The sequence below is a fragment of the Micromonospora thermarum genome (assembly GCF_012034245.1).
GTDB lineage: Bacteria > Actinomycetota > Actinomycetes > Mycobacteriales > Micromonosporaceae > Micromonospora > Micromonospora thermarum.
The window spans coordinates 15,759-42,477 of sequence record NZ_JAATEO010000009.1 but is presented as its reverse complement, the minus strand read 5'-3'; the positions used below and the strand labels follow the sequence as shown (position 1 = coordinate 42,477).

The following is a 26,719-nucleotide window of genomic DNA, read 5'->3' as shown; positions in this document are numbered from 1 at the left end:
GCGTCAGACCGGGCGGATGCTGAGCGCCGTGGCGACCACCTGGTCTCGGTCCACGCGCTCCGGGTCGACCAGCACGGTCACGGCGACGCCGGGTTCGACGAGCCAGAACGCCTGATCGTCGGTGACCCCGCCCGGGCTCGTGCCGTGGGCGAAGTCGGTCGGGGCCCACGAGGCCGGGTCGCGCTCCTGGTACTCGGCGAGGAAGTCCCGCAGCGCGGCGAGGTCGGTGAGCCGGTCACCCCGCAGGACGTGGACGCGCAGGTCGACCCGATAGCCGTCGGTCACCTGCCGCTCCCAGACCCGGGTGGCGAGGCGGACGTCCTCCCACTCGCTGGCGAAGTCGGACACCTCGGATCCGACGCCGACAGGCACGTACCCGATGTGGAACCCGTCGAGCACACCACCGTCACGCACCGCATCCGTCACGCTGTCCACCCTAGACAGGCCGTGGAAAGAAGCGGCCCCTCCAGGGGCCGAAATCTTCCGCTGGCGGACCGCTCAGAAGACGGCGCGGAAGAGCAGCAGGTAGCCGCAGTAGGCCAGCGGCAGGGCGAGGAAGCAGACCAGGATGCCCAGCACCGGGTAGCGGGGCGGCGTCCCGGCGACCATCGGCGGCCTCCCCCAGCGGCCGAGCACCAGCCAGCCCGCGATCAGCGACACGGCGGGCAGCCCCGCGCACATCCACGCGTACAGGGTGCCGAGGTCGACCACCCCGACGCCGGACGCGAGCACCATGACCAGCATGAGCAGCACGCCGACGGCGGCGCAGCCCAGGTACACGGCTAGCGCCCGCGCCACCGGTGACCAGGTCGGCAGCAGCGGGGGTCGCTGGGCCAGCAGCTCGGCCTGGTGCCCCTGCCGGTCGGCCTCGTCGGCGTAGCGCCGCGCCAGCTCCAGCTCCGCCGCCGGGTCAACCTCCCCCGCACGAGGCCCGGGCACCGCGCCCGCCGCCGGCACCGCCAGCGCCGTCTCACGACCCTGGGAGTACGCCCCGACACCCGGCCGCCCCGGCACGGCGGCTGCGCCGCCGGACTGCCCCTCCCCCGGTTCGTGGTGCGTGCCGGGGTGCCCGGTCGACGACGCGGGACCGGACGAGGACCCCGAAGCGCCCGGCGGTGCCGGGTGGGGCGGTACCTCGTCGGTGGGGTGCGCGGCGCCGATGGCGCGGCCGAGGTGGTCGAGGCGCTGCCCCTGGGCGGTGAGCCGGTGCTGGAGGGAGTCGACGGCGGCGTGCAGGTTGCGCCGGCGCTCCGCCTCCACGGCGGCGCCCTGCTCGCCGGCGCGGCGCTGCTCCGCGAGCAGCCGGGCCAGCGCGGCGTAGTCGGCGAAGGTGGCCACGCTCAGCCCTCCCCGTCGTCGTCGGGCTGGCCGGCCCGGGCGAACGGCACGATCAGCCGGGTGCGGTGGTCGTGCCGGTCGACCAGCAGTGCCCGGTCGGCGCGGGGTTGGTAGCTCAGGTCGGGCACGCCGAGGTGCAGCCCGAGGTCGGCGCCGGGCACGTTCAGGGCGACGAGGCAGGCCACGTCGTCGCGGTTGTGCGTACCGCCGAGGTCGTCGGCGAGCCGGCGCAGGCCGCGCCACCAGCCGAGCAGGTGCACTCCCTGCCCGGGCCCCTGCCGGAGCACCTGCCGCAGGTCGTCGTGACCGCTGCGGAAGGTCGTCGGGTCGGCGGCCGCGAGCACGCTGGTCGCGGCGTCCATCCCGAACACGACGAGATAGGTCCGGGCGGTGCCGGCCGCCGCCCCCGGCCGGGCCGCGCCACCGGTCACCCCCTGTCGGTCGGCACCACCGGCCGACGCCGGCCCGCCAGCGCCACCCGTCGCCCCGGGCTGGGCAGCATCGCCGGCCGTTGCCGGCTGGTCCGTGCTGTCGGTGGCCGACGGCGCGTCGGCGAGCACGGCGAGCCGGTCCCGCAGCGCCTGGGCGTCGAGGCGTTCGACCGGGTGGCCGGCGGCGGCGAGCACGTCGGCGGTGTCGTCGACGGCCGGGGCGGCGGCGGTGACGAGGGAGGCGAGCAGGAACCGCGCGTCACCGGGGTTGTGCTGGCGGGCCAGGCTGAGGGTGGCCGCGCGCAGCACCTCGGCGGCGGCGACGGACGTGCCCACGACCGCCAGGTGCCGGCCGGGGGTGCTGTCCATCAGGAACAGCGCCGACGTGCCGTCCACGTCGACCGTGCGGCCGACCAGGGCGAGCGGGCGGCGGCCACCGGGACGCAGCCCGGTGAATGTGGGGTCGTCCTCCACCCGCGCGGTGTCGTACCCCTTGAAGACCGACGGGGGCCGCGCGCCGGACGGGCGGGCCTCCCACAGCTCGTGGCGCAGCCGGGCCAGGTCGGCGGCGGCCGCGTGGGCGTCGGGGAAGCGGACGACGGTGTCGGCGCCGGCCGCCCCGGCGGCGGTGTTGAGCACGGCGGACCCGACCGGCAGGGTGGCGGCGGAGTCGTTCAGCGGGTCGAGCACGCCGCCACCGCCGGGCAGCGCCACCCGCAGGGCGAACTGCCCGAAGATCGCCTCCGCCCGGCCGTAGAGGGCCTCGATGCCCGTCGTGCTCTGGCTGGCGAGCACCAGGTGTACGCCGTACGAGCGGCCCTTGCGGGCCAGCTCCTCCAGCAGGTCGACCGACTCGCGGGCGAGCGGGTCGTTGCCGGCGAGCAGCACGTGGAACTCGTCGACCACCGCGACGACCCGGGGCAATGGCGTCTCCCGGGGCAGGTCGGCGAGTTTGGTGACGCCGTGCCGCTTGAACGCGGTGGCCCGGCGGTGCAGTTCCCGGCGCAGCTCGCGGAGGACCGCGACGCCGTACTCCCGGTCGGATTCGATGCCGACCGCCCGCGCGTGCGGCAGCCAGGACGGGTCCCGGCCGGTGGGGACGAACTCGGTGAAGCTCACCCCCTCCTTGAAGTCGAGCAGGTAGAGCTGGAGCTCGGCCGGGGAGTAGCGGGCGGCCAGCCCGTACAGGACGTCGAGGAGGAAGACCGTCTTGCCGGCGCCGGTGCGGCCGCCGACCAGCCAGTGTGGAGTGGCGTCGTCGAACGCGACGGTGACCGGGTCGCGGCCGGCCCGGCCGACGACCGTGCGCAGCCCGGCGGCGGACGACTCCGCCCACCGCCGCTCGGGCAGCAGATCGGCGAAGCGCACCGTCGCGCCGTGCCGGACGGCGGCGCCCAGGTGCCCGGCGAGGGCGGCCACGGACGCGGCCGGCGGGTCGCCGTCGAGGCGTACCGGGGCGGCCAGGCCGGTGCCGTCGACGCTGAACGGGTCACCGGGCGGGTCGCCCACGTGGGCGTGCTCCCCGGTGAGCCGGACGCTGGTCGTCGCGCCGAGGGCCGGTGCCCCGCTCCCGGCGAAAAGGACGCACACCGCGGCGGCCGGGCCGGCGTGGGTGAGCGCGGCGAGGCGGGCGGCCTCCCGGGGTGGCGGCAGGGACGCGGCGACCACGAGCAGCAGCTCCTGGTCCGGGCGGTCGACGGCACGGGCCGCGCGGGCGTGCGCCTCGGCGGCGTCGAGCAGCGCGCCGGCCTCGGCCTCGGTGGTCGCCGGCGGGTCGAGCACGCCGGCGTCGACGAGCGGGCGCAGCGGCCCGAAGGTGGCGCCGAGCGCGGCGGTGTCGAGGCCGGCGACCCGGACCCCGCCGGGCGGGGCGGTGGCGAGCAGGCGGAGCACGACGGCGCGCAGCAGACCGGCGACCCGGGGGTCGCGGGCGTCGGTGTCGACCGCGAGGTGGTGGCCGCTGCCCAGCGGGACGACGACCGGGAAGGCGCCGCCCGCCGTGTCGGCGTCGCCGAGGCGGACCGGCACCGGGCCCGCCGCGAGCGGGGTGGCGCCGGGGGTGGGCGTGGCGAGGGCGTCGCCGAGCTGGGCGAGGCGCGCGAGCAGGTCGGCGGCTCCCGCCGGGGCGGCCGGGGCCGGGGCCGCGCCGAGGGCCCGGCGGGCGGTGTCGAGGTGCGCGCGGGCCGCGCGGTGGGCCGCGACCGCCTGGCCGTACGCCGACGCGAGCCTGCCCACCCTCGTTGCCGCTCCCGTCGCCTCGCCCTGTCAGGCCGTGTCCCCACCTCCCGCCGCGTGGCCCGAGGGGCGCACGGCGCGGCGGGGCGGTGGCTTCGAGGCACGGCCTGGTCCGCCGAGAACCCTAACCGACCCCGGGGACGCCGGGACAGTCCGAACGCGACGCGACACGCCGGTCAGCGCGGGGGCGACCCGGTGGCCGCGCACGGGGCGGGCGTCGGGGTGGGACGGTCGGCGGCGCCGCAGTGCCAGACCTCGACCGGCTCGGCGGCCACGTCGGGCACCCGCTCGACCCGCAGCAACGCGAGCCGCTTGTCGACCGGCTCGCCGGAGTCGGGCGGGTACCGGATCAGGCCGGACACCCCCGGGTAGCCGGTGCCGGCGTTCTGCCGCAGCACCTCGGCGTGCACGCCGACCGGGTTGACCGCCGTCGGCTCCCACCGCTGCCCCGCGTCGGCGTGGTGCAGCCGCGCCGCGAGGCTCTCCACCGCGCGGACCATCATCATCGCCGCGTCGTACGCGAGGCTCACCCGCTCGCCGACGGGGTGCGGCCGGTCGGGGCGGCAGCGCGGCGGGTCGAGCAGGTCGTCGGCCTGGATCCAGGTCAGGAAGCTCGCCCGGGCCTCGTCGCGCCGTTGCTGCGCGGCCCGCAACGCCGCGCAGGTGCCCAGCGACGCCTTCGACACGTACGTGACGGGGATGTTGCCGGGGGCGGCGGCGCGCAGCCCGGGGTTGGCGATGTAGCGGTTGACCGAGTCGTCGCCGACGAGGTGCCGGGGCGGGTTGTCGCCGCACTCGCGCAGGGCGCGCAGGAAGCCGTCGAACTCCGACCAGCGGCCGGCGAAGAAGAGCAGGCCGTCGTAGCCGCACTCGGCGGTGAGCCGCTTGCCGGTGCGCCACTCCTCCAGCCGGGTGAGCCGCGCACCGAAGCGCTCCTTCAGGCCGTCGACGAGGGTGTTCACGTAGAGATCCTTCTCGAAGGAGCTGCCCTCCCCGGTCGTCCAGTAGACGTGCGCCTCGTCGACCTTGAGCACCTGCCGGGCGTACGCCTCGACCATCCGCACCTGGTCGGTGTTGGGCGCGCTGACCTGGAGGTAGAGGCGCGAGTTGGCGTCCATCCGGTCGGCCGACAGGGTGGGTGCGAGGACCGGCAGGCCGACCCGGTTGAGCTCGGCGAGGGCCCGCGCGGTGCTGGCGCGGCTCTCCACCATGCCGACCACGCCGAGCACCGTGGGATCGTCGCGGGCGAGGTCGGCGAGCATCGCGACCGCCCGGTCGGCGTGCCGCATCTGCCGGCCGCCGTTGGCGACGACGACGCGCAGCAGCGCGGCGCCGTCCGCGCCGGCCGACTCCTTGAGCAGCGCGTACTGGGCGGTCGCCATCCCCTCCAGTTCCTCGCGTTCGGACACGTAGGACTCCTCGTCGGCCCGGGTGCGGTTGCCGGTGAGGGTGCCGAAGTAGACCAGGGTCAGGTAGGGACGGCGGCGATCGCTGCGCCGCCACACCTCCTCGGCGGCCCGGTTCTGGGCGAAGATGCGCTCCTGGACCGCGCGCAGCCGATCCTGGCCGGGGTCGTCGTTGAACAGTTGGGCCGCGCTGTCGCTGTAGCCGACGCACTCGCCGTCGACCAGCTCGACCGCGACCCGCCCGCCGCTCAGCGACGGGTGGCAGCCGGTGCCCCACCGGGTGCCGGCCCAGGCGCCACCGGTGGCGACCAGCACCACGGCCAGCGCCGCCGGCAGGAACCGGCGGGACCACCAGGGCGGCTCGGGCGCGCTGAACGGGCGCAGGCCGCCGCGCGGCGGCGGGCCGGTCTCGACCGGATCGGGCCGAAGCACCACCAGCCAGGCCGCCGCCCGGCGCAGCCGGCGCATCTCGGGCAGGGCCGCGGACCATTCGTCGTACGCCTCGTCGGCCTCGTCGAGGGGGTGCGGCTCGGTCAGCTCCGCCGGGGGTTCGTCGCCGGCCGCGACCACGAGCAGCGGGTCGTTGCGCCCGGTCTCGTTGCGGACGTCGGTCAGCAGGCAGACCAGCACGTGCCCGAGGTTGCCGGGGGCGACGTTGTCGAGCAGCAGCACCGGGTACGCGGTGCGACGCCAGTCGGCCGGACGCCACGGCCGCCGCCGGTACGCCTGGCGCAGGTCCTCCAGGAACGCGTGCAGCAGCAGCTTGTTGACCTGGTCGGGCTGCTCCCCGTCGCGCCACCCGGCGGTGAGCCGTTCGGCGAAGCCGAGAAAGGTGACCGACTGCCGTGGCGCCAGGTACTGCTGGCGCATGAACCAGCGGTAGTGCCGGCCGATCACGGGCACCCGACCGGAGACGGCGAGCCGGAACACCGCCCCGGGGACGGCCCGGCGGACCAGCCAGAGCAGCACGTGCGAGGCGATCGACACGGTGTCCCCGCCGGCGGGCAGGGGCTCGGCGGCGCCGCGTGGCCCGCGACGGTCGCGCAGCCGGCGGACCAGCGCGGAACGGCCCTCGTCGGCGTCCAGCCCGACGCTGAGGCTCTGCTGCATCAGCCAGTCGGCGAGCGGGTAGTGCCGGAACCGGAGCCGGGCCGTGCCGAAGGCCTCCAGCGAGAGTTGCCGGTGCAGGTCGCGCAGGAGCGCGGGGACCTCGGTGCCGGGAGGCTGCGCGGCGGCGTCGATGACGGCGTGCGGCACGCGCCGTCGGGGGCCCTGCCCGAGGAACCGACGGACGAGCGCCAGCACGTCGGGCGTGCCGGGCGGACGGACGAGCCAGAGCACCGGAAGCCGGCGGTCGCCCCGGCGCGGCCGGGGCAGCAGGCGCGCGAGCAGCGCGAGGAACTCCCACCCGCCGATCGGCAGCCGGTCCCGGGTGGGGGGTTTCTGGCTGGTCGACTCCCGCATGGTCACCTCCGGGCAGTGGCGCACCGTGTCCGTCCGATCCACCCAGTGTGGCGGATCTCGGCAAGACGGCCGGCGGCCGGCGGTCCGGGGTGGACCGTCGGCCGCCGGGCCGTGCGGGTCAGCGGGTGACGGCGTTCAGCGCGGGCAGGTAGCCGTAGCGGTAGCCGTCGGCGTCCGGGTGGTACGCCTCGATGACCCCGGTGACGTCCCGGATCCACGGGTCGGACGCGCACACGCCGTGGCCGGCGAAGTAGGGGCGGGTGTCGGCGAAGGTGGCCCCGGCCGCGGCGGCCCGGGCGGCGATGACGCCGGCGAGCACGTCGGCGGCCTCGTTGAGGATCGTCCGCTTGTAGGTGCTCATCGCGAACAGCCCACAGTAGGTGGTCTCGAACAGGCGCGGGTAACCGAGCACGATCAGGCGGGCGTTCGGGGCCCGGTTGCGGATGGCCGCGTACGTGGCGTCCAGCCGGCCCGGGAGGGTGGTGGTGGCGAACGACTTGGCGTTGTTGACGGCGTTGGTGCAGCTGGAGGTGCTGCCGAACCGGCAGGTGGTCATCACGTCCGCGAAGCCGGCGTCGTTGCCGCCGATCGTGATGGTCACCAGGGTGGTGCTGGTGCTCAGGGAGCTCACCTGCTCGTTGATGACGTCGGCGGTGACCGCGCCGCCGCAGGCGGGGAAGCGGAAGCTGGTCACGGCGTTGGCCGCGGCCCAGAGCGGGGCGTACGACTTCTGGCTGCGCAGGCAGCCGGACAGGTCGTACGGGCCGGCGCCGACGCCGGAGGAGTAGGAGTCGCCGAGGGCGACGTAGTTGACGGTCGCGGCCTGCGCGGTGCCGGGGACGAGCACCGCGCCGGTGACGGAGGTGAGGACGGCGACCAGCGCGCCCAGGGCGCGGGCCAGCGGGCGGTGTGGCATGAGGGACCTCCACAGGACAGGGGTGGTGGGGCCCTGTGACCGCGCGCGTGGCCAGGGATGCAACGGTTGTTACTAGCCGGTAATGCTATCGAAACATTTAGATCAAGTGAATAGGCGTTCAGCGATGGAGTCCCTGCCTGGCGCACCCGGAGGAGATGGTGAACGGGCTCCGGTCACCGGCCCGGCAGGGGCGCTCCGGCACCGGTGCGGTTCCGCGGCCGGGTCGTCGACGGCCGCCGGGACCACGGGCCCACCCCGACCCGTGGCGCCCGGACGGCACCGTGCGGGGACGGTCGGACGCCCTCGACGGCCCGCGACGCCGGGCGGACGACCCGGCCCGCGGACGCGGCGACCCGGCGGGCCGGACGCCGTACCCGGGAGGCGGCGAGCACCCGCGCGACCCGGTTGCACAGCCGGCGCTCCCGCAGCCGGTCGAGGGCCACCCCGGCCGCGGCGGCGGCCACCACGGTGACCGCACCGGCCAGCACCAGGGTCTGCCGGGGACCGGCGTGCTCGGAGAGCCAGCCGAGCAGCGGCGCGCCGACAGCGGCCGACACGGACCCGGTCACCGCCAGCGCGCCGAGCACCCGCCCGCGCATCGCGTAGTCGGTGTCGAGCTGGGCCCGGGTGCCGACAGTGGTGTCGATGACCACCGCGGCGGCGGCCACGGGCAGGATGACGGCGGCGAAGCTCAGGGTGCCCGGCGCCAGCCCCGCGACGATCTGCAGCGCGCTGGCCAGCAGTCCGGCGCCGATCAGCACACCGTAGCCGAGATCGCGACGACGCGCGGCCACGAGCGCCCCGAGTACGGTGCCGACGGCGAAGACGGTGGACAGCAGCCCGTACCCGGCGGCGCCCCCGCCGAGCGGCCCGTCGCTCATCGCGGCCATCGTCACCTGGTAGTTGCGGCCGAGGCTGCCCAGTACGAAGGACAGGGCCAGCGCCACCAGCACCACCGGCTGCCGCAGCAGGTAGCGGAAGCCGGCCCGGATCCCACCGGAGTCCGGTGCCGCGTCGACCGGCTCCGGGGCGTACCGGTCGCGCTCGCGGACGGCGCACAGGGCCACCACCACCGCGACGAAGCTCGCGGCGTTGACGGCGAACAGCAGCGCGGGGCCGGCGGCGGCGACCACGACGGCGCCGGCGCTCATGCCGAGGATGCGCCCGGCGGAGTTGGTGAGCGACCCGAGGGCGAGCGCGTTGCCGAGAGTGTCCCGGTCCACCAACGTCGAGGCCCAGCGGCCCATCATCGGGCCCTCGATCGCGGACACCGCGCCGGAGGCGAGCGAGATCGCGTAGATGGCCGGGAGCCCGCCGGCGCCGGTCGCGGCCACCACGGCGAGGCCGGCCGCGAGCGCCGCGTGGGCGCCCTGCGCCCCGATCAGCAGCGGACGGGCGGGCAGCCGGTCGGCCAGTGCCCCGCCCCACGCGCTGAGCAGGAGGGTGGGGATCGCCTGGAGAAGGATGGCGAGCCCCATCGACGTCGCCGAACCGGTCTCGGCCAGCACGTACCAGTTGACTCCGAGCACCTGCATCCAGGTGCCGACGACGGAGACGAACCCGGCGGCGGCCCAGATGCGGTAGTTGCGGTGACGCAGCGCGGCGAAGGTGGTTCCGAGCGCCACGAGGACCTCCCGGCCAGGACGGCGACAGACGAAAGCCGGACCCGTCCGGGTCCGGCCGGCGACAAGTCTGACCCGCGCTAAACCTCTCCGCCCCTGTTCGTGAGGGGGTTCACCGGTGGGTCCGGGCGGCCGGCACCAACCGGGCACGAACCGGACACGCCGACGCCCCGGTCCCAGGGCCCCGCGAGGGCCGGAACCGGGGCGTCCGGCGAGGTCAGCGGGCTGCGAGGGGCTGCGCGGCGGGCTCCACCGGAGCGGGGAGCGACCCCGCGCCGCCCAGGTACGCGTGGATGGCCGAGGCCGCCGCCCGGCCCTCCGCGATCGCCCACACGATCAGCGAGGCGCCGCGGTGCATGTCGCCCGCGACGAACACCCCGTCGACGTCGGTCTGCCAGTCCGGGCGGGCGTCCACCGCGCCACGCGGGTTGCGGGTCACCCCGAGCTGGTCGAGCAGCGGCTGCTCCTCGGTGCCCTCGAAGCCGATCGCCAGCAGGACCAGGTCGGCCGGCAGTTCCCGCTCCGAGCCGGGCAGCGCGGTGACGATGCGCCGGCCGTCGCGCTTCTCCACGGTCACCTCGGCGATGCGGACCGCCCGCACCGCGCCGGTGCCGTCGTCGACGAACTCCTGTACGGCCACGGCGAAGACGCGCTCGCCACCCTCCTCGTGGGCCGGGTACTCGCGCAGGACCCACGGCCACGTCGGCCACGGGTCGCGCTCCTCGTCCCGGGAGCGGGGCGGCTGCGGGTACAGGTCGAGCTGGTGCACGCCGGCCGCGCCCTGCCGGTGGGCGACGCCCAGGCAGTCGGCCGCCGTGTCGCCGCCGCCGATGATCACGACGTGCTTGGCGGCCGCGTCGATCGGGGTGCCGTCGGGCAGCACCGCGAGCGCCGGGTTGCCGTCCCCGGCGGCGGCGACCACCCGGTTGGCGGCGACCAGGTGCTCCATCGCCTGGTGGACGCCGCGCAGCGCCCGGCCCGGCGTGCCCGGGGTGTCCCGGCCGGCGAGCGCGCCGCAGGCGAGCAGCACCGCGTCGTGCTCGGCGCGCAGTTCCTCGGCGGTCACGTCGACGCCGACGTTCACCCCGGTGCGGAAGCGCACCCCCTCGGCGGCGAGCTGCGCCAGCCGCCGGTCGATGTGGTGCTTCTCCAGCTTGAAGTCGGGGATGCCGTACCGCAGCAGGCCGCCGAGGGCGTCGTCGCGCTCGTACACGGTGACGGCGTGACCGGCGCGCGCCAGCTGCTGTGCGGCGGCGAGCCCGGCCGGGCCGGAGCCGACCACCGCGACGGACTTCCCGGTCGGCGCCGGCACCGGCCGGGGACGCAGCCCGCCACGGGCCACGGCCGCGTCGGCGATCTCCACCTCGACCTGCTTGATGGTGACCGGCTGCTGCCCGCCGAGGCCGAGCACGCAGGCCGCCTCGCAGGGCGCCGGGCACAGCCGGCCGGTGAACTCCGGGAAGTTGTTGGTGGCGTGCAGCGACTCCACCGCGGCGTCCCAGTTGCCGGTGCGGACCAGGTCGTTCCAGTCCGGGATGCGGTTGCCCAGCGGGCAGCCGTCGTGGCAGAACGGGATGCCGCAGTCCATGCAGCGGGTGGCCTGCTCGCGGACCAGGTCCTCGCCGGCCGGCGGGTACACCTCGCGCCAGTCCATGATCCGCACCGGCACCGGCCGGCGCGCGGGCAGCCGCCGGTCGTAGCGCAGGAAACCGTTCGGGTCAGGCACGAGCCACCTCCTGGGCGACCGCCCGCGGGGCGGGCGGCACCGACGCGGCCGACGGCGCGCCCAGGGCGCTCATCACCGCGTCGTCGACGTCGTGGCCGGCGGCTTCGGCGGCCCGCATGATCTCCAGCACCCGGCGGTAGTCCCGGGGCACCACGGCGGTGAACTCCTCCACCGCCTCCGGCCAGCGCTTGAGCAGCTCCTCGGCGACCGCCGAGTCGGTCTCGGCGAAGTGCCGCTGCACCAACTCGTGCAGCGCGGCCCGCTCCTCCTCGCGCAGCGGCGCCAGGTCGACCAGCTCGGCGTTCACGCGCCGCCGGTCCAGCCGCCACACGAACGCGGTCCCGCCGGACATGCCGGCCGCGAAGTTGCGCCCGGTCGGGCCGAGCACCACCACGGTGCCACCGGTCATGTACTCGCAGCCGTGGTCGCCGACGCCCTCGACGACGGCCACCGCGCCCGAGTTGCGCACCGCGAACCGCTCCCCCACCCGGCCGCGCAGGAAGACCTCGCCCGCGGTCGCCCCGTACAGGATCGTGTTGCCGGCGATGATCTGGTCCTCGGCCCGCGCGCCCTCGGTGGCCTCGGAGTTCACGAACGGCGCGGCCTCGTCCGGCCGGACCACCAGCCGGCCGCCGGAGAGGCCCTTGCCGACGTAGTCGTTGGCGTCGCCGTGCAGCCGCAGGGTGACCCCGCGCGGCAGGAACGCGCCGAACGACTGCCCGGCCGTGCCCCGCAGGTCGAACTCGATGGTGTCGGTGGGCAGGCCGGCGCCGCCGTGCCGGCGAACGACCTCACCGCCGAGCATCGCGCCGACGCTGCGGTGCTCGTTGCGCACCGGCACCTCGACGCGGACGTGGACGCCGTCGCGCAGGGCCGGCTCGGCGAGCGCGATCAGCTCGTTGTCCAGCGCCAGCTCCAGGCCGTGGTCCTGGGCGCGGACGCCCCGGCGGGCGGTGCCCTCCGGCAGCTCCGGCAGGTACAGCACCGGGGCGAGGTCGAGGCCGGCGGCCTTCCAGTGGTCGATCGCCGGGGTGACGTCGAGCAGCTCGGTCCGCCCGATCGCCTCGTCGATCGACCGCAGGCCCAGCTCGGCCAGGTACCCGCGGACCTCCTCGGCGAGGAAGAGGAAGAAGTTCTCCACGAACTCCGGCTTGCCGGTGAACCGCTCGCGCAGCACCGGGTTCTGCGTCGCGATGCCGACCGGGCAGGTGTCCAGGTGGCAGACCCGCATCATCACGCAGCCCTCGACGATCAGCGGGGCGGTGGCGAAGCCGAACTCCTCCGCGCCGAGCAGCGCCGCGATCAGGACGTCCCGGCCGGTCTTGAGCTGGCCGTCGACCTGCACGGTGACCCGGTCGCGGAGCTTGTTGAGCAGCAGCGTCTGCTGCGCCTCCGCCAGGCCCAGCTCCCACGGGGTGCCGGCGTGCTTCAACGAGTTCAGCGGGGACGCGCCGGTGCCGCCGTCGTGGCCGGAGATGAGGATGACGTCGGCCTTGAGCTTGGCCACGCCCGCCGCGACCGTGCCCACGCCGACCTCGCTGACCAGCTTGACGTGCACCCGCGAGGACGGGTTGACGCACTTCAGGTCGTGCACCAGCTGGGCCAGGTCCTCGATGGAGTAGATGTCGTGGTGCGGCGGCGGGGAGATCAGCCCGACGCCGGGCGTGGCGTGGCGGGTCCTTGCGATCCACGGCCAGACCTTGTTGCCGGGCAGCTGGCCGCCCTCGCCGGGCTTGGCGCCCTGCGCCATCTTGATCTGGAGGTCGTCGGCGTTGACCAGGTACTCCGTCGTCACGCCGAAGCGGCCGCTGGCGATCTGCTTGACCGACGAGCGGCGCTCGGGGTCGTACAGCCGCTCGACGTCCTCGCCGCCCTCGCCGGTGTTGGACCGGCCGCCGAGGCGGTTCATCGCGATCGCGAGGGTCTCGTGCGCCTCGGCCGAGATCGACCCGTACGACATGGCGCCGGTCGCGAACCGCTTGACGATCTCGGTGGCCGGCTCCACCTCCTCGATCGGCACCGGCGGGCGCACCCCGGCGCGCAGCGTGAACAGGCCGCGCAGCGACCCGGCCTTCGCGGCCAGCTCGTCGACCTTCGCGGTGTACTTCCGGAAGACGTCGTACTGCCGGCTGCGGGTGGCGTGCTGGAGCAGGAAGACCGTCTCCGGGTTGAACAGGTGCAGCTCGCCCTCACGGCGCCACTGGTACTCGCCGCCGACCTCCAGCAGGTCGGTGGCCGTCGCGCCCGGCGCGGGCCAGGCGCGGGAGTGCCGGGCGGCCACCTCGGCGTGGATCTCGCCCAGCCCGATGCCGCCGATCTTGCTGGGGGTGCCCCGGAAGTAGCGCTCGACCAGGCGGGTGTCCAGCCCGACCGCCTCGAAGACCTGCGCGCCGCAGTACGAGGACACCGTGGAGATGCCCATCTTGGACATGATCTTCAGGACGCCCTTGCCGAGCGCCTTGACGTAGTTGCGGACCGCCGTGGCGGGTTCCACGCCGACCAGCGCGCCGGTGGAGATCATGTCCTCCACCGACTCGAAGGCCAGGTACGGGTTGACCGCCGCCGCGCCGTACCCGATCAGCACCGCCGCGTGGTGCACCTCCCGGCAGTCCCCGGACTCCACGATCAGCGCCACCTGCGTACGGGTCTGCTCGCGGACCAGGTGCTGGTGCACCGCCGCGGTGAGCAGCAGCGACGGGATCGGGGCCAGGTCGGCGTTGGAGTCCCGGTCGGACAGCACCAGGATGCGGACGCCGTCCTCGATCGCCTCGGAGACGTGCCGGCAGATTTCGGTCAGGCGGGCCTTGATGCCGGCGCCGCCCTCGCGCACCCGGTACAGCCCGGAGACCCGGACCGCCTTGAAGCCGGGCAGGTCCCCGTCCTCGTCGATGGAGAGGATCTTCGCCAGCTCGTCGTTGTCGATCACCGGGTACGGCAGCACGATCTGCCGGCAGCTCGCCGGGCCCGGGTCGAGCAGGTTGCCCTCCGGACCGATGGTGGACTGCAGGCTGGTCACCAGCTCCTCGCGGATCGCGTCCAGCGGCGGGTTGGTGACCTGGGCGAAGAGCTGGTGGAAGTAGTCGTAGAGCAGCCGCGGCCGGGTGGACAGCGGGGAGATCGGCGTGTCCGTGCCCATCGAGCCGATCGGCTCGGCGCCGGCGCGCGCCATCGGCGCGAGGAGGATCTTCAGCTCCTCCTCGGTGTAGCCGAAGGTCTGCTGCCGGCGGCGGACCGAGTCGTGGGTGTAGACGATGTGCTCGCGGGCCGGCAGATCGGTCAGATCGATCAGACCGGCGTGCAGCCAGTCGGCGTACGGCCGCTCCGCGGCCAGCTCCGCCTTGATCTCGTCGTCGTGCACGATCCGGCCGGCGACGGTGTCGACCAGGAACATCTTCCCCGGCTGGAGGCGCCCCTTGGCGACGACGGTGGCCGGGTCCAGGTCGAGCACACCCGCCTCGCTGCCGAGCACGACCAGCCCGTCCGCGGTCTGCCACCAGCGGCCCGGGCGCAGGCCGTTGCGGTCCAGCACCGCGCCGACGATCTCGCCGTCGGTGAACGCCACCGACGCCGGCCCGTCCCACGGCTCCATCAGGCTGGCGTGGAACCGGTAGAAGGCGCGCTTGTCGGCGCGCATGTCCGGGTCGTTCTCCCACGCCTCGGGGATCATCATCAGCACCGCGTGCGGCAGGCTCCGCCCGGCGAGGTGCAGCAGTTCGAGGACCTCGTCGAAGTTGGCCGAGTCGGAGGCGGCGGGCGTGCAGACCGGGAAGATCCGGCGGATGTTCCCCGGCAGGTTCGCGGTGCGCAGCAGCGCCTCCCGGGCCTGCATCCAGTTGCGGTTCCCGCGGATGGTGTTGATCTCGCCGTTGTGGGCGATGAAGCGGTACGGGTGCGCCAGCGGCCAGGACGGGAACGTGTTGGTCGAGAAGCGGGAGTGCACCAGCGCGATCGCGCTCTCCACCCGCTCGTCGGTCAGCTCCGGGTAGAACTCCGGCAACTGGTCCGGGGTGAGCATGCCCTTCCAGACCATCGTCCGGCCGGACAGGGACGGGAAGTACGCCGGCACGCCGCGCTCGGCGGACTCCCGCTCGGCCTGCTTGCGGACGCAGAACGCCACCCGCTCCAGCTCGACGCCGCCGAGGCGGGACCCGGCCGGGCCGTCCGGCGAGTCGGTCAGCCGGTGCGCGGCGAGGAACAGCTGCCGTACCCGGGGCATCGCCGCGAGGGCCGTCTCGCCGAGGCCGGACGGGTCGACCGGCACGTCCCGCCACCCGAGCAGGTCGGCGCCCTCGACCAGCGCGTACTTCTCCACCACCCGGCGGGCGCGCGCCTCGGCCTCGTCGTCGTCGGGCAGGAAGACCAGGCCGGTCGCGTACTCGCCGGCGGGCGGCAGCGGGAAGTCCACCACCGTACGCAGGAACGCGTCCGGCACCTGGATCATGATTCCGGCGCCGTCGCCCGTGTTCGGCTCCGCGCCGCGGGCACCCCGGTGGTCCAGCCGGCAGAGCGCGCCGAGCCCGTTCGCCACGACCGCGTGCGAGCGCCGGCCGTGCAGGTCCGCCACGAAGGCCACCCCGCAGGCGTCATGCTCGTGCGCGGGATCGTAGAGCCCGGCCGCCGGCGCGCCGGGGCCGAGGTGCGGGACCTGCTGCGGGCTGCTGTGCGGGTACGGAAAGGCCACCGGGCCTCCTGTCGTCACTCAGGTTGGATCTCGGTGGGGACGACGTCGGCCCTCAGGGGTCATTTGAGTCTACGTTAGGGGGGTCGGCGCAAGGCCAGTGCAGATTGATCACACCTTCCAGAGTCTGGGACGTGTAGTCTCGCGCGGTGGATCCCCTGCACAAGGATACGGTCGACCGGCTGGAGCGTTTCTACGACGCGGTGCCGCGTGACGCCGCCCGCGCCGAGGAGCACGGTGCCCTGGTGCTGTTCGTCCGCGAGGACGCCGGCTGGCCGTTCTACGCCCGGCCCCGCCTCGACGCCGCCGCGGCCCCCACCCTCGCCGACGTCGCGGCCGTCCGCGAGCGCCAGCGGGAGCTCGGGTTGCCGGAGGCCTTCGAATGGGTCCACGAGGTCACGCCCGACCTGTTGGCCATCGCCCGCTCGGCGGGCCTGTCCGTGCTCGAGGCGCCGCTGATGGTGCTCGACCCGGCCGCCCTGGCCGACCCGGCGACGCTCACCGACGTACCGGTGCGGCTGCTCGATCCGGCGGACCCGGACTTCGCGGCGGCGGTGGCCGCCCGCCGGGCCGTCGCCGCGGTCGGCTTCGCGGCACCCGGCACCGGCCGGGGTGCGGGCGGCCCCGCCGAGCGCGACGCCGCCCTCCCCGAACTCGACATGGCGGCGCTGGAGGAGGAGCGGGCCCGCGTCGCCGACGGCCGGCGGCTGTCGGCCCTGGCCGGCACGGCGCAGGAGGGGGCGTTGGCCAGCGGGATGGCGATGCGGGTCGGCGACGTCGCCGAGATCGCCGGTGTGGCCACCCTGCCGGCCGGCCGCCGCCGCGGCCTGGGCGCCGCGGTCACCGCCGCCCTGGCCCGGGCGCTGCGCGCCGCCGGCACCGACCTGGTCTTCCTCTCCGCGGGCAGCGAGGAGATCGCCCGCGTCTACCTGCGGGTCGGTTTCCGCCGCATCGGCACCGCCTGCATCGCCGAACCCGCGCCCGTCGTCCCCTGACCCGGGCGCGCGGCACCTCCCGCGTGGCTCACCCGCTTGTCCGCCTCCCCCTTGCGCGCTGCTCCCCTGGTGCGCTGCTTCCCTCGCGCGCTGCTCCCCTCGCTCGCTTCGGGCCTTTCGCTACGGGCCTTGCTCTGCTTCAACGGACGCAACGACGTCGCCCCGAATCCAGTGCGTGGGGTGAAGCAGAGCAAAGGGGCGCCGGGCGCGACACCGGACTCCCCGGGGAATCGCGACGCGGCGGGACACTCCCGGAACGCTGGACGGAGCGGCGGGCGGAAGCGGCGTCAGGACGGCGGGCGCCACTGCGCCGCGCTCGCGGCGGCGCTGGCCAGCAGGCGGGGGCTCAGCGTGCCGAGGGCGGCGTCGCGGGCCCGCAGGGCGAGACGCCCCCGGGCCTGGAGCACCGCCGACATGCGGCGGGTCTGCCGGACCACCGCCGCCGCGCGGGGCCGGCGCACCCGGTCGTACGCGACCACCGCGTCGGGTAGCCGGGACTCGCGCAGCAGCGCGGCGAGCGTGGCGGCGTCCTCGAAGGCGAGGCAGGCGCCCTGGCCGAGGTGCGGCGGCATGGCGTGGGCCGCGTCACCGAGCAGCACCACTCCCCCCGGGCCGGCCGGGAAGCCGTACGCGCGGGGCAGCGGGCGCAGCTCGCGGATCTCCTGCTGCACCAGGTCGGCGGGGTCGGTGGCGTCGAGCAGGTCGGCGATCGGGGCGGGCCAGCCCGCGTACCAGCGGCGCAGCAGGGCGAGCTGGGTCTCCGGCGGCTCGGGCCGGGGCGCGCCGGCGGCCGTGGCCACCCAGTAGATGCCGCCGCGGCTGGACGCCCCGGAGGAGCCGCGCTCGCCGAGCGACGCCGACACGAACCGGTATCCGGCGCCGAGGACCTCGCCGGCGGGCAGGGTGTCGGCGGGCAGCCGGGGCGCCCGGTACCAGGGGATCACCGCCCGCCAGGCGGCGGAGCCGGAGCTGACCACGGCCGCCTCGGGGGCGAGCTGCCGACGGACGACACTGTCGGTGCCGTCGGCGGCGATTACCAGGTCGGCCTCGATCGTGTGCCGCCCGTCGCCGACCGACGGGCGGGCGCCGGACTCGGCGCGGACCGTGCGGACCGTCACGCCGGTCCGCAGCTCGACCCCGTCACCCAGCCCGGCGATGAGCGCGTCGTGCAGGTCCTCGCGGTGCACCACGACCGGCATCCGGTCGGCCGGGGTGGGGCGGGGCTGCACCAGCCACTGGCCGTCGGGACGGCGTACCCCGCCGTCGGGAAGCGGCGTGGCGATCGCGTCCAGCCCGGCACCGAGGCCGAGGGCGTGCAGTGCGCGGACCCCGTTGGGCCAGAGCACCACGGCCGTGGGCTCCGGGCGGATCCGGTCGGCCCGCTCGACGAGGGTGACACGCCACCCCGAGCGGGCCAGCGCGCCGGCGACCGCGAGACCGCCGATGCCGGCTCCGATCACGACCGAGCTGCGCATGCGGCGCCCCCCGCTCAGCTGTCGCGGTCGGCGGGGCGGGCGCCGGCGTCCGGCGCCCCGGCGTCCCCGGCCTCCGCGTCACCGCCCGCCGCCTGGCGCGCCGGCTCGGGCGATCGGTCGGCCGGGGCGGCGTCGGCGGCGGTCGGCGCCTCGTCGGCGTCCGCGTCGTCGGCGCGGGCCGCGGGCACGTCCGCCGCCTCGGGCGGCAGCTCGCCGGTCTCCCGCCAGCGCCGGAACTGTTCCTCGTCGACAACCCGGTACCCCTCCGGGGCCACCGGGCGCGAACCCGCCTCGCGGGCCGACAGGTCGACCTGGGACAGGTCCGACTCGGGGGCGGGCGTCGCGGTGGCGCCGACCGGGACCAGGTACTCCCGGGGGCCGCGCACCCGCAGGAAGTAGACCAGCGCGCCGAGGAAGACCACCGCCGCCGTCCAGACGTTCAGGCGTACGCCGAGGATCGTGTTCGCCTCGTCGGTGCGCATCAGCTCGATCCAGAACCGGCCGGCCGTGTAGCCCATCACGTAGAGCGCGAACGCCCGACCGCGGCCCAGCTTGAACCGGCGGTCGAGGACGAGGACCAGGGCGGCGACGCCCAGGTTCCACAGCAGCTCGTAGGCGAAGGTGGGGTGGTAGAGACCCTCCTCCAGGATGGGCCGGCCCGCGTCGTCGCGCAGCGCCCGGCCCGGGTTGTCCGGGTCCATCCGGTGGATCTCCAGCCCCCAGGGCAGAGTGGTGCGGCCGCCGTACAGCTCGTTGTTGAACCAGTTGCCGAGCCGGCCGATCGCCTGCGCCAGCGCCAGGCCCGGGGCGGCGGCGTCGGCCACCACGGCGAACGGGATGCCGAGCTGGCGGGCGGCGAACCACGCGCCGACCGCGCCGCCCGCGATGGCGCCCCAGATCCCGAGGCCGCCCTCCCAGACGAAGAACACCTTCAGCCAGTCGCCGCCGGTGCCGAAGTACTTCTCCGGGGAGGTGATCACGTGGTAGATGCGGGCGCCGATGATGCCGGCCGGCACCGCCCACACCGCGATGTCGAGCACCGCGCCGGGCGCGACGCCGCGCTGGCGCAGCCGCCGCTCGGTGACCCAGCAGGCCACCACGATGCCGACGATGATGCAGAGCGCGTACGCCCGGATCGGCGCCGGGCCCACCTGCCACACGGCGGTGGTCGGGCTGGGCAGGGCCGCCAGGGGTGTCTGCGAGGCGAGGGTCACGGATGCACAGGCTACCGCCGACCGGCCCTCCCGTGGCACCCCGGTCCGCCGGCCCGGTCGCCGTTCCATGACTTCCGGTGGCCACCGCCGTAGGCTCGGGTGTCATGAGCGCGCTCACCTGGGCCGTCGCCGCCGTCGTCACCGACGGCGCCGGTCGGGTGCTGCTGTGCCGTCAGGGCCGGGGCGAACGCCGGTACGCGCTGCCCGGCGGGCGCCTGCGCCCGGGGGAGAGCCCGGTCCGGGCGGTGCGCCGGGACATCCGGGCCGAGACCGGCTGGGACATCGACGTGGTCGACCTCGTCGGGCTCTACCACCTGGCGGAGCCGGGCACGCCGCCGGCGGGCCGGGGCGGCCCGCTGCCCGACGTGCTCGTGCACGTCTTCCGCGCCCGCACGGTCGGTTCGGCGCCGGCGGGCGCCCCGACCGGCGGCTGCCGCCTCTCCTGGCACGACCCGACCACGCTGCCCGAGGTGCTGACCCCGACCACCCGCGCCGCCCTGGCCGACGCCCTGTCGGGTCGCAGCGGTGTCGTCCGCGACTTCCCGCCGCCGCCCGCTCCCCCGACCCCGCGCAGCGTCCCCCCGGCAACCCCCGCAACCCACCCCTGACCGCCCGACCCGCGCCACCGCCCCGCCCCGCGCGCCCGAGCCGCGCCCCCGCGATCTTGCACCTTCTGCCCGGACAAAGAGGGCATTCCGCGCAAAGGAGGGGCCTAAACTGCAAGATCGACGGGGGCGCGGGTGGGGGTCAGCGGGTGGGGGTGCGGACGCCTTCGGCGAGTTCGGCGCTCAGGGCGCGGAGGGCGGTCAGGCCGGACGGCAGGTCCGGGGCGTCGAGGAGTCGGCGGATCAGGGCGCTGCCGACGATGACCCCGTCGGCGTACCCGGCGACCGTGCTGGCCTGCGCGCCGGTGCCGACACCGAGGCCGACACCCACCGGCAGGTCGGTGACCTCCCGGACCCGGGAGACCAGGACCGGCGCCGCCTCGGACGTCTGCGCCCGCGCTCCGGTGACGCCCATGATCGCCGTGGCGTAGACGAACCCGCGGCAGTGCTCGACGGTCATCCGCAGCCGGGCGTCGGTCGAGGACGGGGAGACCAGGAACGTGCGGTCCAGCCCGTACGCGTCGGAGGCGGCGAGCCACTCCTGCGCCTCGTCCGGGATCAGGTCCGGCGTGATGAGGCCGGTGCCGCCGGCGGCGGCGAGGTCCCGGGCGAACGCGTCCACGCCGTACTGCTCGATCGGGTTCCAGTAGGTCATCGTGACCACCGGGGCGCCCGTCGCGGCGACCGCCTCGATGATGCGCAGCGTGTCCGCGACGCGCACGCCGCCGGCCAGGGCGATGTCGCTCGCCTTCTGGATGACCGGCCCGTCCATCACCGGGTCGGAGTACGGGATCTCCACCTCGATGACGTCCACGCCGGCCTCGACCATCGCGGTCATGGCGGCGATGCTGCCCTCGACCGTCGGGAAGCCGGCGGGCATGCAGCCGACCAGCACCGCCCGGCCGTCGGCGCGGGCCTTGTCGAACGCGACCCCGATCCGGCTCACAGTGTCACTCCTTGTCGAGGATGCCGAAGTACTCCCCGGCGGTGTGCACGTCCTTGTCGCCCCGGCCGGAGAGGTTGACCACGACGACCGGCTCCCGCCCGAGTTCGGCGGCGAGCTTCGGGGCGACCGCGACGGTGCCGGCGAGCGCGTGCGAGCTCTCGATCGCCGGGATGATCCCCTCGGTGCGGCAGAGCACCTCGAACGCGGCCATCGCCTCGGCGTCGGTGACCGGCAGGTACGTCGCCCGGCCGGTGTCGTGCAGCCAGGCGTGCTCCGGCCCGACGCCGGGGTAGTCCAGGCCGGCGGAGATCGAGTGCGACTCGACGGTCTGGCCGTCGGCGTCCTGGAGCACGTACGTGCGGGTGCCGTGCAGCACGCCGGACGAGCCGCCGGTGATGCTGGCCGCGTGCCGGCCGGTCGCCACGCCGTCGCCGCCGGCCTCGAAGCCGTACAGGCGGACGTCCGGGTCGTCGACGAAGGCGTGGAAGATGCCGAGCGCGTTGGAGCCGCCGCCGACACAGGCGGTGACCGCGTCGGGCAGGGCGCCGGTGAGGTCGAGGCACTGCTGGCGGGCCTCGTCGCCGATGCCGCGGACGAAGTCGCGGACCATCGCGGGGAACGGGTGCGGGCCGGCGGCCGTCCCGATGAGGTAGTGGGTGCTGTCGACGTTGGCGACCCAGTCGCGCATCGCCTCGTTCATCGCGTCCTTGAGCGTCCGCGAGCCGGTGGTGACCGGTACGACGGTGGCGCCGAGCATCCGCATGCGGGCCACGTTGAGCGCCTGCCGCTGCGTGTCGACCTCGCCCATGTAGACGACGCACTCGAGGTCGAACAGGGCGGCGGCGGTGGCGGTGGCGACCCCGTGCTGCCCGGCGCCGGTCTCGGCGATCACCCGCTTCTTGCCCATGCGCTTCGTCAGCAGCGCCTGGCCGAGGACGTTGCGCACCTTGTGTGCGCCGGTGTGGTTGAGGTCCTCCCGCTTGAGCAGCACCCGGGCGCCGACCTTCGCGGAGAAGCGCCGGGCCTCGTAGAGCAGCGACGGGGTGCCGGCGTAGTCGCGCAGCAGCGCGCCGAACTCCGCCCGGAACGCCTCGTCGGCCGTCGCGGTGCGCCACGCCCCGTCCAGCTCGTCCAGCGCGGCCACCAGGGCCTCGGGGACGAACCGGCCGCCGAACCGGCCGAAGTGGCCGGTGGCGTCGGGGTACGAACCGGCCGGGGCGGCCAGAGCGTCGGCGCTCATCGCGGTTCCTCTCGCTGCGGGCCCGGCGCGGTCAGCGCACCGGGCGGGGCGTGGCCGGGTGGTTGCCGGCGTTGACCAGCTCGGCCACCGCCTCGCGGGGACTCTTCTGGGTGACCAGTCCCTCGCCCACCAGCACGGCGTCGGCGCCGGCCGAGGCGTACCGGATCAGGTCGTGCGGGCCCCGCACACCGGACTCGGCGATCTTGACGACACGGCTGGGCAGGCCAGGCGCGATCCGCTCGAACACCGAGCGGTCGACCTCCAGGGTACGCAGGTCGCGGGCGTTGACCCCGATGACCTGGGCACCGGCCTCCAGCGCCCGGTCGGCCTCCTCCTCGTCGTGCACCTCGACCAGCGCGGTCATGCCGAGCGACTCGATCCGCTCGAGCAGGCCGACCAGCGCGTTCTGCTCCAGGGCGGCGACGATCAGCAGCACCAGGTCGGCACCGTGCGCCCGGGCCTCGTGCACCTGGTAGCTGGAGACGACGAAGTCCTTGCGGAGGACCGGGATGTTCACCGCGGCGCGGACGGCGGCGAGGTCGTCCAGCGAGCCGCCGAACCAGCGCCCCTCGGTGAGGACGCTGATCGCCCGGGCGCCACCGGCCGCGTAGTCGCCGGCCAGGTCGGCCGGGTCGGCGATCTCGGCCAGCTTGCCCTTGGACGGCGAGGAGCGCTTGACCTCGGCGATCACCGCGACCCCCGGCTTGCGCAGGGCGGCGTACGCGTCCAGGGGCGGCGGGGCGGCGGCGGCCAGCTCCCGGATGCGCTCCAGCGGAACCTGCTCCTGCCGCCGGGCCACGTCCTCGCGCACGCCGGCCAGGATCTCGTCGAGCACGCTTACGGACTTCGCCGGAACGGCGTCGTCCCCCTCCGCGTGCGCATGCTCAGCAGTCACCAACGGACTCCCCTCTCCGGGTGTCATGGGCCGATGCTAGGGGGCGCCACCCGGCGCGGGCCGCCGGGGGTATGGCGCTCCTCACCAAACGGGCTGCGGCATAATGCCCGACTTCGGGTGAAGGACGGATCACGCACGGCCACCGCGTCCCCCGACGGGCGCCGCCGCGCGCACCCGGCCGGATCGCCCCTGACATCGACCCGATGCTGTCGACGGGGCAGCGCTCCCGCCCGGTTCGCGGACGCCGTGACGACGCCCGTCGATGCTGTGAGCAAGCTCAAGGCCGAACGGCCCTTTCCCAGGTGAGAGCCGTCGATGGATAGTTGACGCGCCGGTCACGAGCACGAAACGCGAGCCGGCGAGCATGTCCCTCGGGCAGACTCGATGAGGCGTCCGCCCGAGTCACACACGCATCTCCGTACGGGGTTGAATCATGAGCACTGCCGGATCGCACCAGAACATCGGCCTCACCACCATCTCCCGTACCGTCGCGTCGCTCGCCGTCGGCGTCGTGCACACCGTCGAACGTGCCGTGGTCGGAGAGGGACGCATGCGCACCGCCCGGGGCAACGCCTGGGAAGCCGTGTGCGCCGACCGGGCCCGCGCCCGCCAGCGCGCCGAGCTGGACCGCCTGGTGGCCGAGCTGGCGGCGGCCCGCGCCGCCGCCCGCGAGCGCCAGCCGGTGGGCTGAGCCGGCCCGGGCGACCACGGCCGGCGCCGTTCGCCGGACGGCACCGGGCGGTCAGTCCCGCGTCGGATCCTCGCCCCGGTCCAGCGCGTCCCACGCCTCGGTGGTACGTCGGCCGGTCACCGGGCCCGGCTCCGGCCGCGCGGCGGTCACCGTCGGGGGACGCCGCTCGTAGCGGGCGCCCATCGCCGGCCACCGCCGTCCCCGCAGCGCCGTCAGCAGGCCGCCCCCGGCGGTGAGGACCCCACCGACCAGGCAGAGCAGCGGCCACTGCCGGCTCACGTCGCCGGCGAAGCCGGCGGCCAGCCCGTAGGCGCCGCCCGCCGCCACCGCGAGCCCGAGCAGGGCCAGCAGGCCGCCGAGCAAGCCCCGCACCCGTCCCCGGGTGGCCAGCACCGCGCCCCCGCCGGCCAGCGCGACCAGGGCCAGCGCCGGCAGCCAGGGCAGCAGCTCGGCGCCGGTGCGCCCGTCGCGGACCGGCGGCAGCGGGACGGGGCGCGGGGTCAGTTCCACCGCCCAGGTGCGGGTCGCCGCCCACACCGCGAGGCCCGCGCCGGCCACGCAGAGCAGCACCGCGTACGTCAGTTCGCGCCGGCCCGCCGCGCGGGGCGTGCCGGTGTCGGCGCCGCTCACCGGGCCGGCCTTCCGTCCGGGACCGCGCGGCTCCGCCGCGCTGCGCTCCCCGCCCTCGCCGGGTAAGCCACCACCGGGCCCCGCCGCGCGGCGCTCCCCGCCCTCACCGGGCCGCCCGCAGGGTCTCGGCGGCGGCGATCGCGGCGAGTACGGCGGCGGCCTTGTTCCGCGTCTCCTGGTCCTCGGCGGCCGGGTCGGAGTCGGCGACCACCCCCGCGCCGGCCTGCACGTACGCGCGCCCGTCGCGCATCAGCGCGGTGCGGATCGCGATCGCCATGTCGAGGTCGCCGCCGAAGCCGAAGTAGCCCACCGTGCCGCCGTACAGGCCCCGGCGTACGGGCTCCAGTTCCTCGATGATCTCCATCGCCCGCACCTTGGGCGCGCCGGAGAGCGTGCCGGCCGGGAAGGTCGCGGCGAGGGCGTCGAAGGCCGTGCGGTCGTCCCGGAGGGTGCCGACCACGGTCGAGACGATGTGCATCACGTGGCTGTACCGCTCGATGGTGGCGAACTCGGGCACCTCCACCGTGCCCGGCCGGCAGACCCGGCCCAGGTCGTTGCGGCCCAGGTCGACCAGCATCACGTGCTCGGCCCGCTCCTTCGGGTCGGTGAGCAGTTCGGCGGCGAGCCGGGCGTCGGCCTCGGGGGTGCCGCCGCGCGGCCGGGTGCCGGCGATGGGGTGCAGCAGGGCCCGCCGCTGCCCCTCGGCGTCCGTGGTGACCTTGACGTGGGCCTCGGGTGACGAGCCGACGATGTCGAAGCCGTCGAAGCGCAGCAGGTACATGTACGGGCTGGGGTTGGTGGTGCGCAGCACCCGGTACACGTCGAGCGGGTCGGCGTGGGTCGGCCGTTCGAAGCGCTGGGCGAGGACGATCTGGAAGCACTCGCCCGCCCGGATCGCCTCCTTGGCCGCCTCCACCGCCTTCGGGTAACCCCCCTCGGGCGTACGGCAGAGCACGTCGCCGGCGGGCGCCCGGTCGACGGTCGAGATCATCGGCGGGGTCGGCCGGGACAGCGCCGTGGTCATCGCGTCCAGCCGGCCGACCGCGTGGTGGTACGCCGCCGCGACGGCGGCCTCCCGGTCCTGCTCGCCGGGCGGCGGCAGGATCGCGTTGGCCACCAGGATGGCCGAGCCGTCGTAGTGGTCGAGCACCACCAGGTCGGTGGCGAGCATCATCCCCAGCTCGGGCACGCCGAGGTCGTCCTCGGTGAGCGCGGGCAGCCGCTCGAACCGCCGGACCAGGTCGTAGCCGAGGTAGCCGACCATGCCGCCGGTCAGCGGCGGGAGCCCGGCGTCGGCGGCCGGACCGGCCAGGGCCGCCACGGTCTCGCGCAGCACGGTGACCGGATCGCCGGTGGTGGGCAGCCCCACCGGCGGGCGGCCCGCCCACACCGCCGCGCCGTCGCGCTCGGTCAGCGTGGCGACGCTGCGGACGCCGATGAACGAGTACCGCGACCAGGCCAGCCCCGCCGAGCCGACGCCCTGCTCGGCGGACTCCAGCAGGAAGGTGCCCGGGCCACCGGCCAGCTTGCGGTAGACGCCGACCGGGGTCTCCGCGTCGGCGAGCAGCCGCCGGGTGACCGGGACGACCCGCCAGCGCGCGGCCAGCTCGGCGAAGGTCGCCGCGTCGGGGCTCACCGTGCCGTCGGTCATGGCCGGACCCGCCCCTCGTCCCCGGGGGCCGCGACGCCGCTGACCGGCAGGTCGGTGTGGAAGCACGTGCGCTGCCCGGTGTGGCACGCCGGGCCGACCTGGTCGACGCTGACCAGCAGGGCGTCGCCGTCGCAGTCGAGGGAGACCGAGCGGACGTACTGGTGGTGGCCGGACGTGGCGCCCTTCACCCAGTACTCGTTCCGGCTGCGGGACCAGTACGTGGCCCGCCCGGTGGTCAGCGTGCGGTGCAGCGCCTCGTCGTCCATCCAGGCGACCATCAGCACCTCGCCGGAGTCGTGCTGCCGGACCACGGCGGCCACCAGGCCGTCCGCCGTGCGCCGCAGCCGCGCGGCGATGGCCGGGTCCAGGCGGGAGGGCCGGGCCGGGCCGCCGGCCGGGTCCGGGCTGCGTTCGGCGCCGGTCACCGGCGCGTCAGGTACGGGCACAGTCACCCATTCTCCCGTACGCGCCCTGGACACCGCCGGGGGCTCCCGGCGCGGCGGGACACGTGCCACGGGGGCCGGAAACACAACCGCGACAGCCCCTTGCCAGCGGGACGGA

Annotated in this window: 19 protein-coding genes; 3 read left to right on the top strand and 16 right to left on the bottom strand. The window is 75.6% G+C overall.

What is annotated here, in order from left to right; genetic code table 11:
* Positions 1-3 precede the first annotated feature (3 nt).
* The 8 genes from HCJ94_RS10330 to gltB form a co-directional block, all read right to left on the bottom strand.
* A complete protein-coding gene (locus tag HCJ94_RS10330; RefSeq protein WP_168000761.1) occupies positions 4-426 on the bottom strand; it encodes a hypothetical protein in 423 nt (140 codons plus the stop codon).
* Positions 427-498: 72 nt separating this feature from the next.
* Complete coding sequence (locus tag HCJ94_RS10325) at positions 499-1,338, bottom strand: hypothetical protein (RefSeq protein WP_168000760.1); 840 nt, start codon at positions 1,336-1,338, stop codon at positions 499-501.
* Between the two features lie 2 nt (positions 1,339-1,340).
* On the bottom strand, positions 1,341-4,004 hold the full coding sequence (locus HCJ94_RS30910; protein WP_168000759.1) for an FtsK/SpoIIIE domain-containing protein: 2,664 nt from the start codon (positions 4,002-4,004) through the stop codon (positions 1,341-1,343).
* Positions 4,005-4,180: 176 nt separating this feature from the next.
* Positions 4,181-6,916 (bottom strand): type 1 periplasmic-binding domain-containing protein, encoded by a 2,736-nt coding sequence (locus tag HCJ94_RS10315; protein ID WP_309227214.1) that lies wholly within the window; start codon positions 6,914-6,916, stop codon positions 4,181-4,183.
* Positions 6,917-6,992: 76 nt separating this feature from the next.
* Positions 6,993-7,790 (bottom strand): SGNH/GDSL hydrolase family protein, encoded by a 798-nt coding sequence (locus HCJ94_RS10310; RefSeq protein WP_168000758.1) that lies wholly within the window; start codon positions 7,788-7,790, stop codon positions 6,993-6,995.
* Positions 7,791-7,963: 173 nt separating this feature from the next.
* Entirely contained in the window at positions 7,964-9,415 is a 1,452-nt protein-coding gene (locus HCJ94_RS10305; RefSeq protein WP_168000757.1) for an MFS transporter, read from the bottom strand.
* A gap of 214 nt (positions 9,416-9,629) precedes the next feature.
* The gene (locus HCJ94_RS10300; protein ID WP_168000756.1) at positions 9,630-11,138 is read right to left on the bottom strand and encodes a glutamate synthase subunit beta; all 1,509 of its coding nucleotides are present in this window, start codon (positions 11,136-11,138) and stop codon (positions 9,630-9,632) included.
* A complete protein-coding gene (gltB, locus tag HCJ94_RS10295; protein ID WP_168000755.1) occupies positions 11,131-15,819 on the bottom strand; it encodes a glutamate synthase large subunit in 4,689 nt (1,562 codons plus the stop codon). The genes HCJ94_RS10300 and gltB overlap by 8 nt, the downstream gene beginning before the upstream one ends.
* Positions 15,820-15,974: 155 nt before the next feature.
* Here gltB and HCJ94_RS10290 point away from each other — a divergent pair, with 155 nt between their 5' ends.
* Complete coding sequence (locus HCJ94_RS10290) at positions 15,975-16,811, top strand: GNAT family N-acetyltransferase (RefSeq protein ID WP_168000878.1); 837 nt, start codon at positions 15,975-15,977, stop codon at positions 16,809-16,811.
* A gap of 287 nt (positions 16,812-17,098) precedes the next feature.
* Here HCJ94_RS10290 and HCJ94_RS10285 read toward each other — a convergent pair whose 3' ends face one another.
* Together HCJ94_RS10285 and lgt are read right to left on the bottom strand one after the other, a co-directional pair.
* Positions 17,099-18,286 carry an FAD-dependent oxidoreductase gene (locus HCJ94_RS10285; protein ID WP_168000754.1) on the bottom strand — a complete coding sequence of 396 codons (1,188 nt, stop codon included), beginning with the start codon at positions 18,284-18,286 and terminating at the stop codon, positions 17,099-17,101.
* A 14-nt stretch (positions 18,287-18,300) separates the two neighbouring features.
* A complete protein-coding gene (gene lgt / locus HCJ94_RS10280) occupies positions 18,301-19,500 on the bottom strand; it encodes a prolipoprotein diacylglyceryl transferase (protein WP_168000753.1) in 1,200 nt (399 codons plus the stop codon).
* Positions 19,501-19,604: 104 nt separating this feature from the next.
* Here lgt and HCJ94_RS10275 point away from each other — a divergent pair, with 104 nt between their 5' ends.
* Positions 19,605-20,108: an NUDIX hydrolase gene (locus tag HCJ94_RS10275; protein WP_168000752.1), complete on the top strand. Its 504-nt coding sequence runs from the start codon at positions 19,605-19,607 to the stop codon at positions 20,106-20,108.
* Positions 20,109-20,247: 139 nt separating this feature from the next.
* Here HCJ94_RS10275 and trpA read toward each other — a convergent pair whose 3' ends face one another.
* Genes trpA through trpC form a run of 3 tightly spaced genes read right to left on the bottom strand, consistent with a single transcriptional unit; the run spans position 20,248 to position 23,126 of the window.
* Positions 20,248-21,051, bottom strand: a complete 804-nt coding sequence (trpA, locus tag HCJ94_RS10270) for a tryptophan synthase subunit alpha (protein ID WP_168000751.1) — start codon at positions 21,049-21,051, stop codon at positions 20,248-20,250.
* Between the two features lie 4 nt (positions 21,052-21,055).
* Positions 21,056-22,291: a tryptophan synthase subunit beta gene (trpB, locus tag HCJ94_RS10265; protein ID WP_168000750.1), complete on the bottom strand. Its 1,236-nt coding sequence runs from the start codon at positions 22,289-22,291 to the stop codon at positions 21,056-21,058.
* Between the two features lie 31 nt (positions 22,292-22,322).
* Positions 22,323-23,126, bottom strand: a complete 804-nt coding sequence (trpC, locus tag HCJ94_RS10260; RefSeq protein WP_196255915.1) for an indole-3-glycerol phosphate synthase TrpC — start codon at positions 23,124-23,126, stop codon at positions 22,323-22,325.
* A 493-nt stretch (positions 23,127-23,619) separates the two neighbouring features.
* Here trpC and HCJ94_RS10255 point away from each other — a divergent pair, with 493 nt between their 5' ends.
* Positions 23,620-23,877 (top strand): hypothetical protein, encoded by a 258-nt coding sequence (locus HCJ94_RS10255; RefSeq protein WP_168000748.1) that lies wholly within the window; start codon positions 23,620-23,622, stop codon positions 23,875-23,877.
* A gap of 51 nt (positions 23,878-23,928) precedes the next feature.
* Here HCJ94_RS10255 and HCJ94_RS10250 read toward each other — a convergent pair whose 3' ends face one another.
* The 3 genes from HCJ94_RS10250 to hisI form a co-directional block, all read right to left on the bottom strand.
* Positions 23,929-24,507, bottom strand: a complete 579-nt coding sequence (locus HCJ94_RS10250; RefSeq protein ID WP_168000747.1) for a Trp biosynthesis-associated membrane protein — start codon at positions 24,505-24,507, stop codon at positions 23,929-23,931.
* Between the two features lie 103 nt (positions 24,508-24,610).
* Positions 24,611-26,158, bottom strand: coding sequence for an anthranilate synthase component I (locus HCJ94_RS10245; protein WP_168000746.1), 1,548 nt, complete (start codon positions 26,156-26,158; stop codon positions 24,611-24,613).
* On the bottom strand, positions 26,155-26,604 hold the full coding sequence (hisI, locus tag HCJ94_RS10240) for a phosphoribosyl-AMP cyclohydrolase (protein WP_168000745.1): 450 nt from the start codon (positions 26,602-26,604) through the stop codon (positions 26,155-26,157). Before hisI ends, HCJ94_RS10245 begins: the two co-directional genes overlap by 4 nt.
* Between the last annotated feature and the right edge of the window lie 115 nt (positions 26,605-26,719).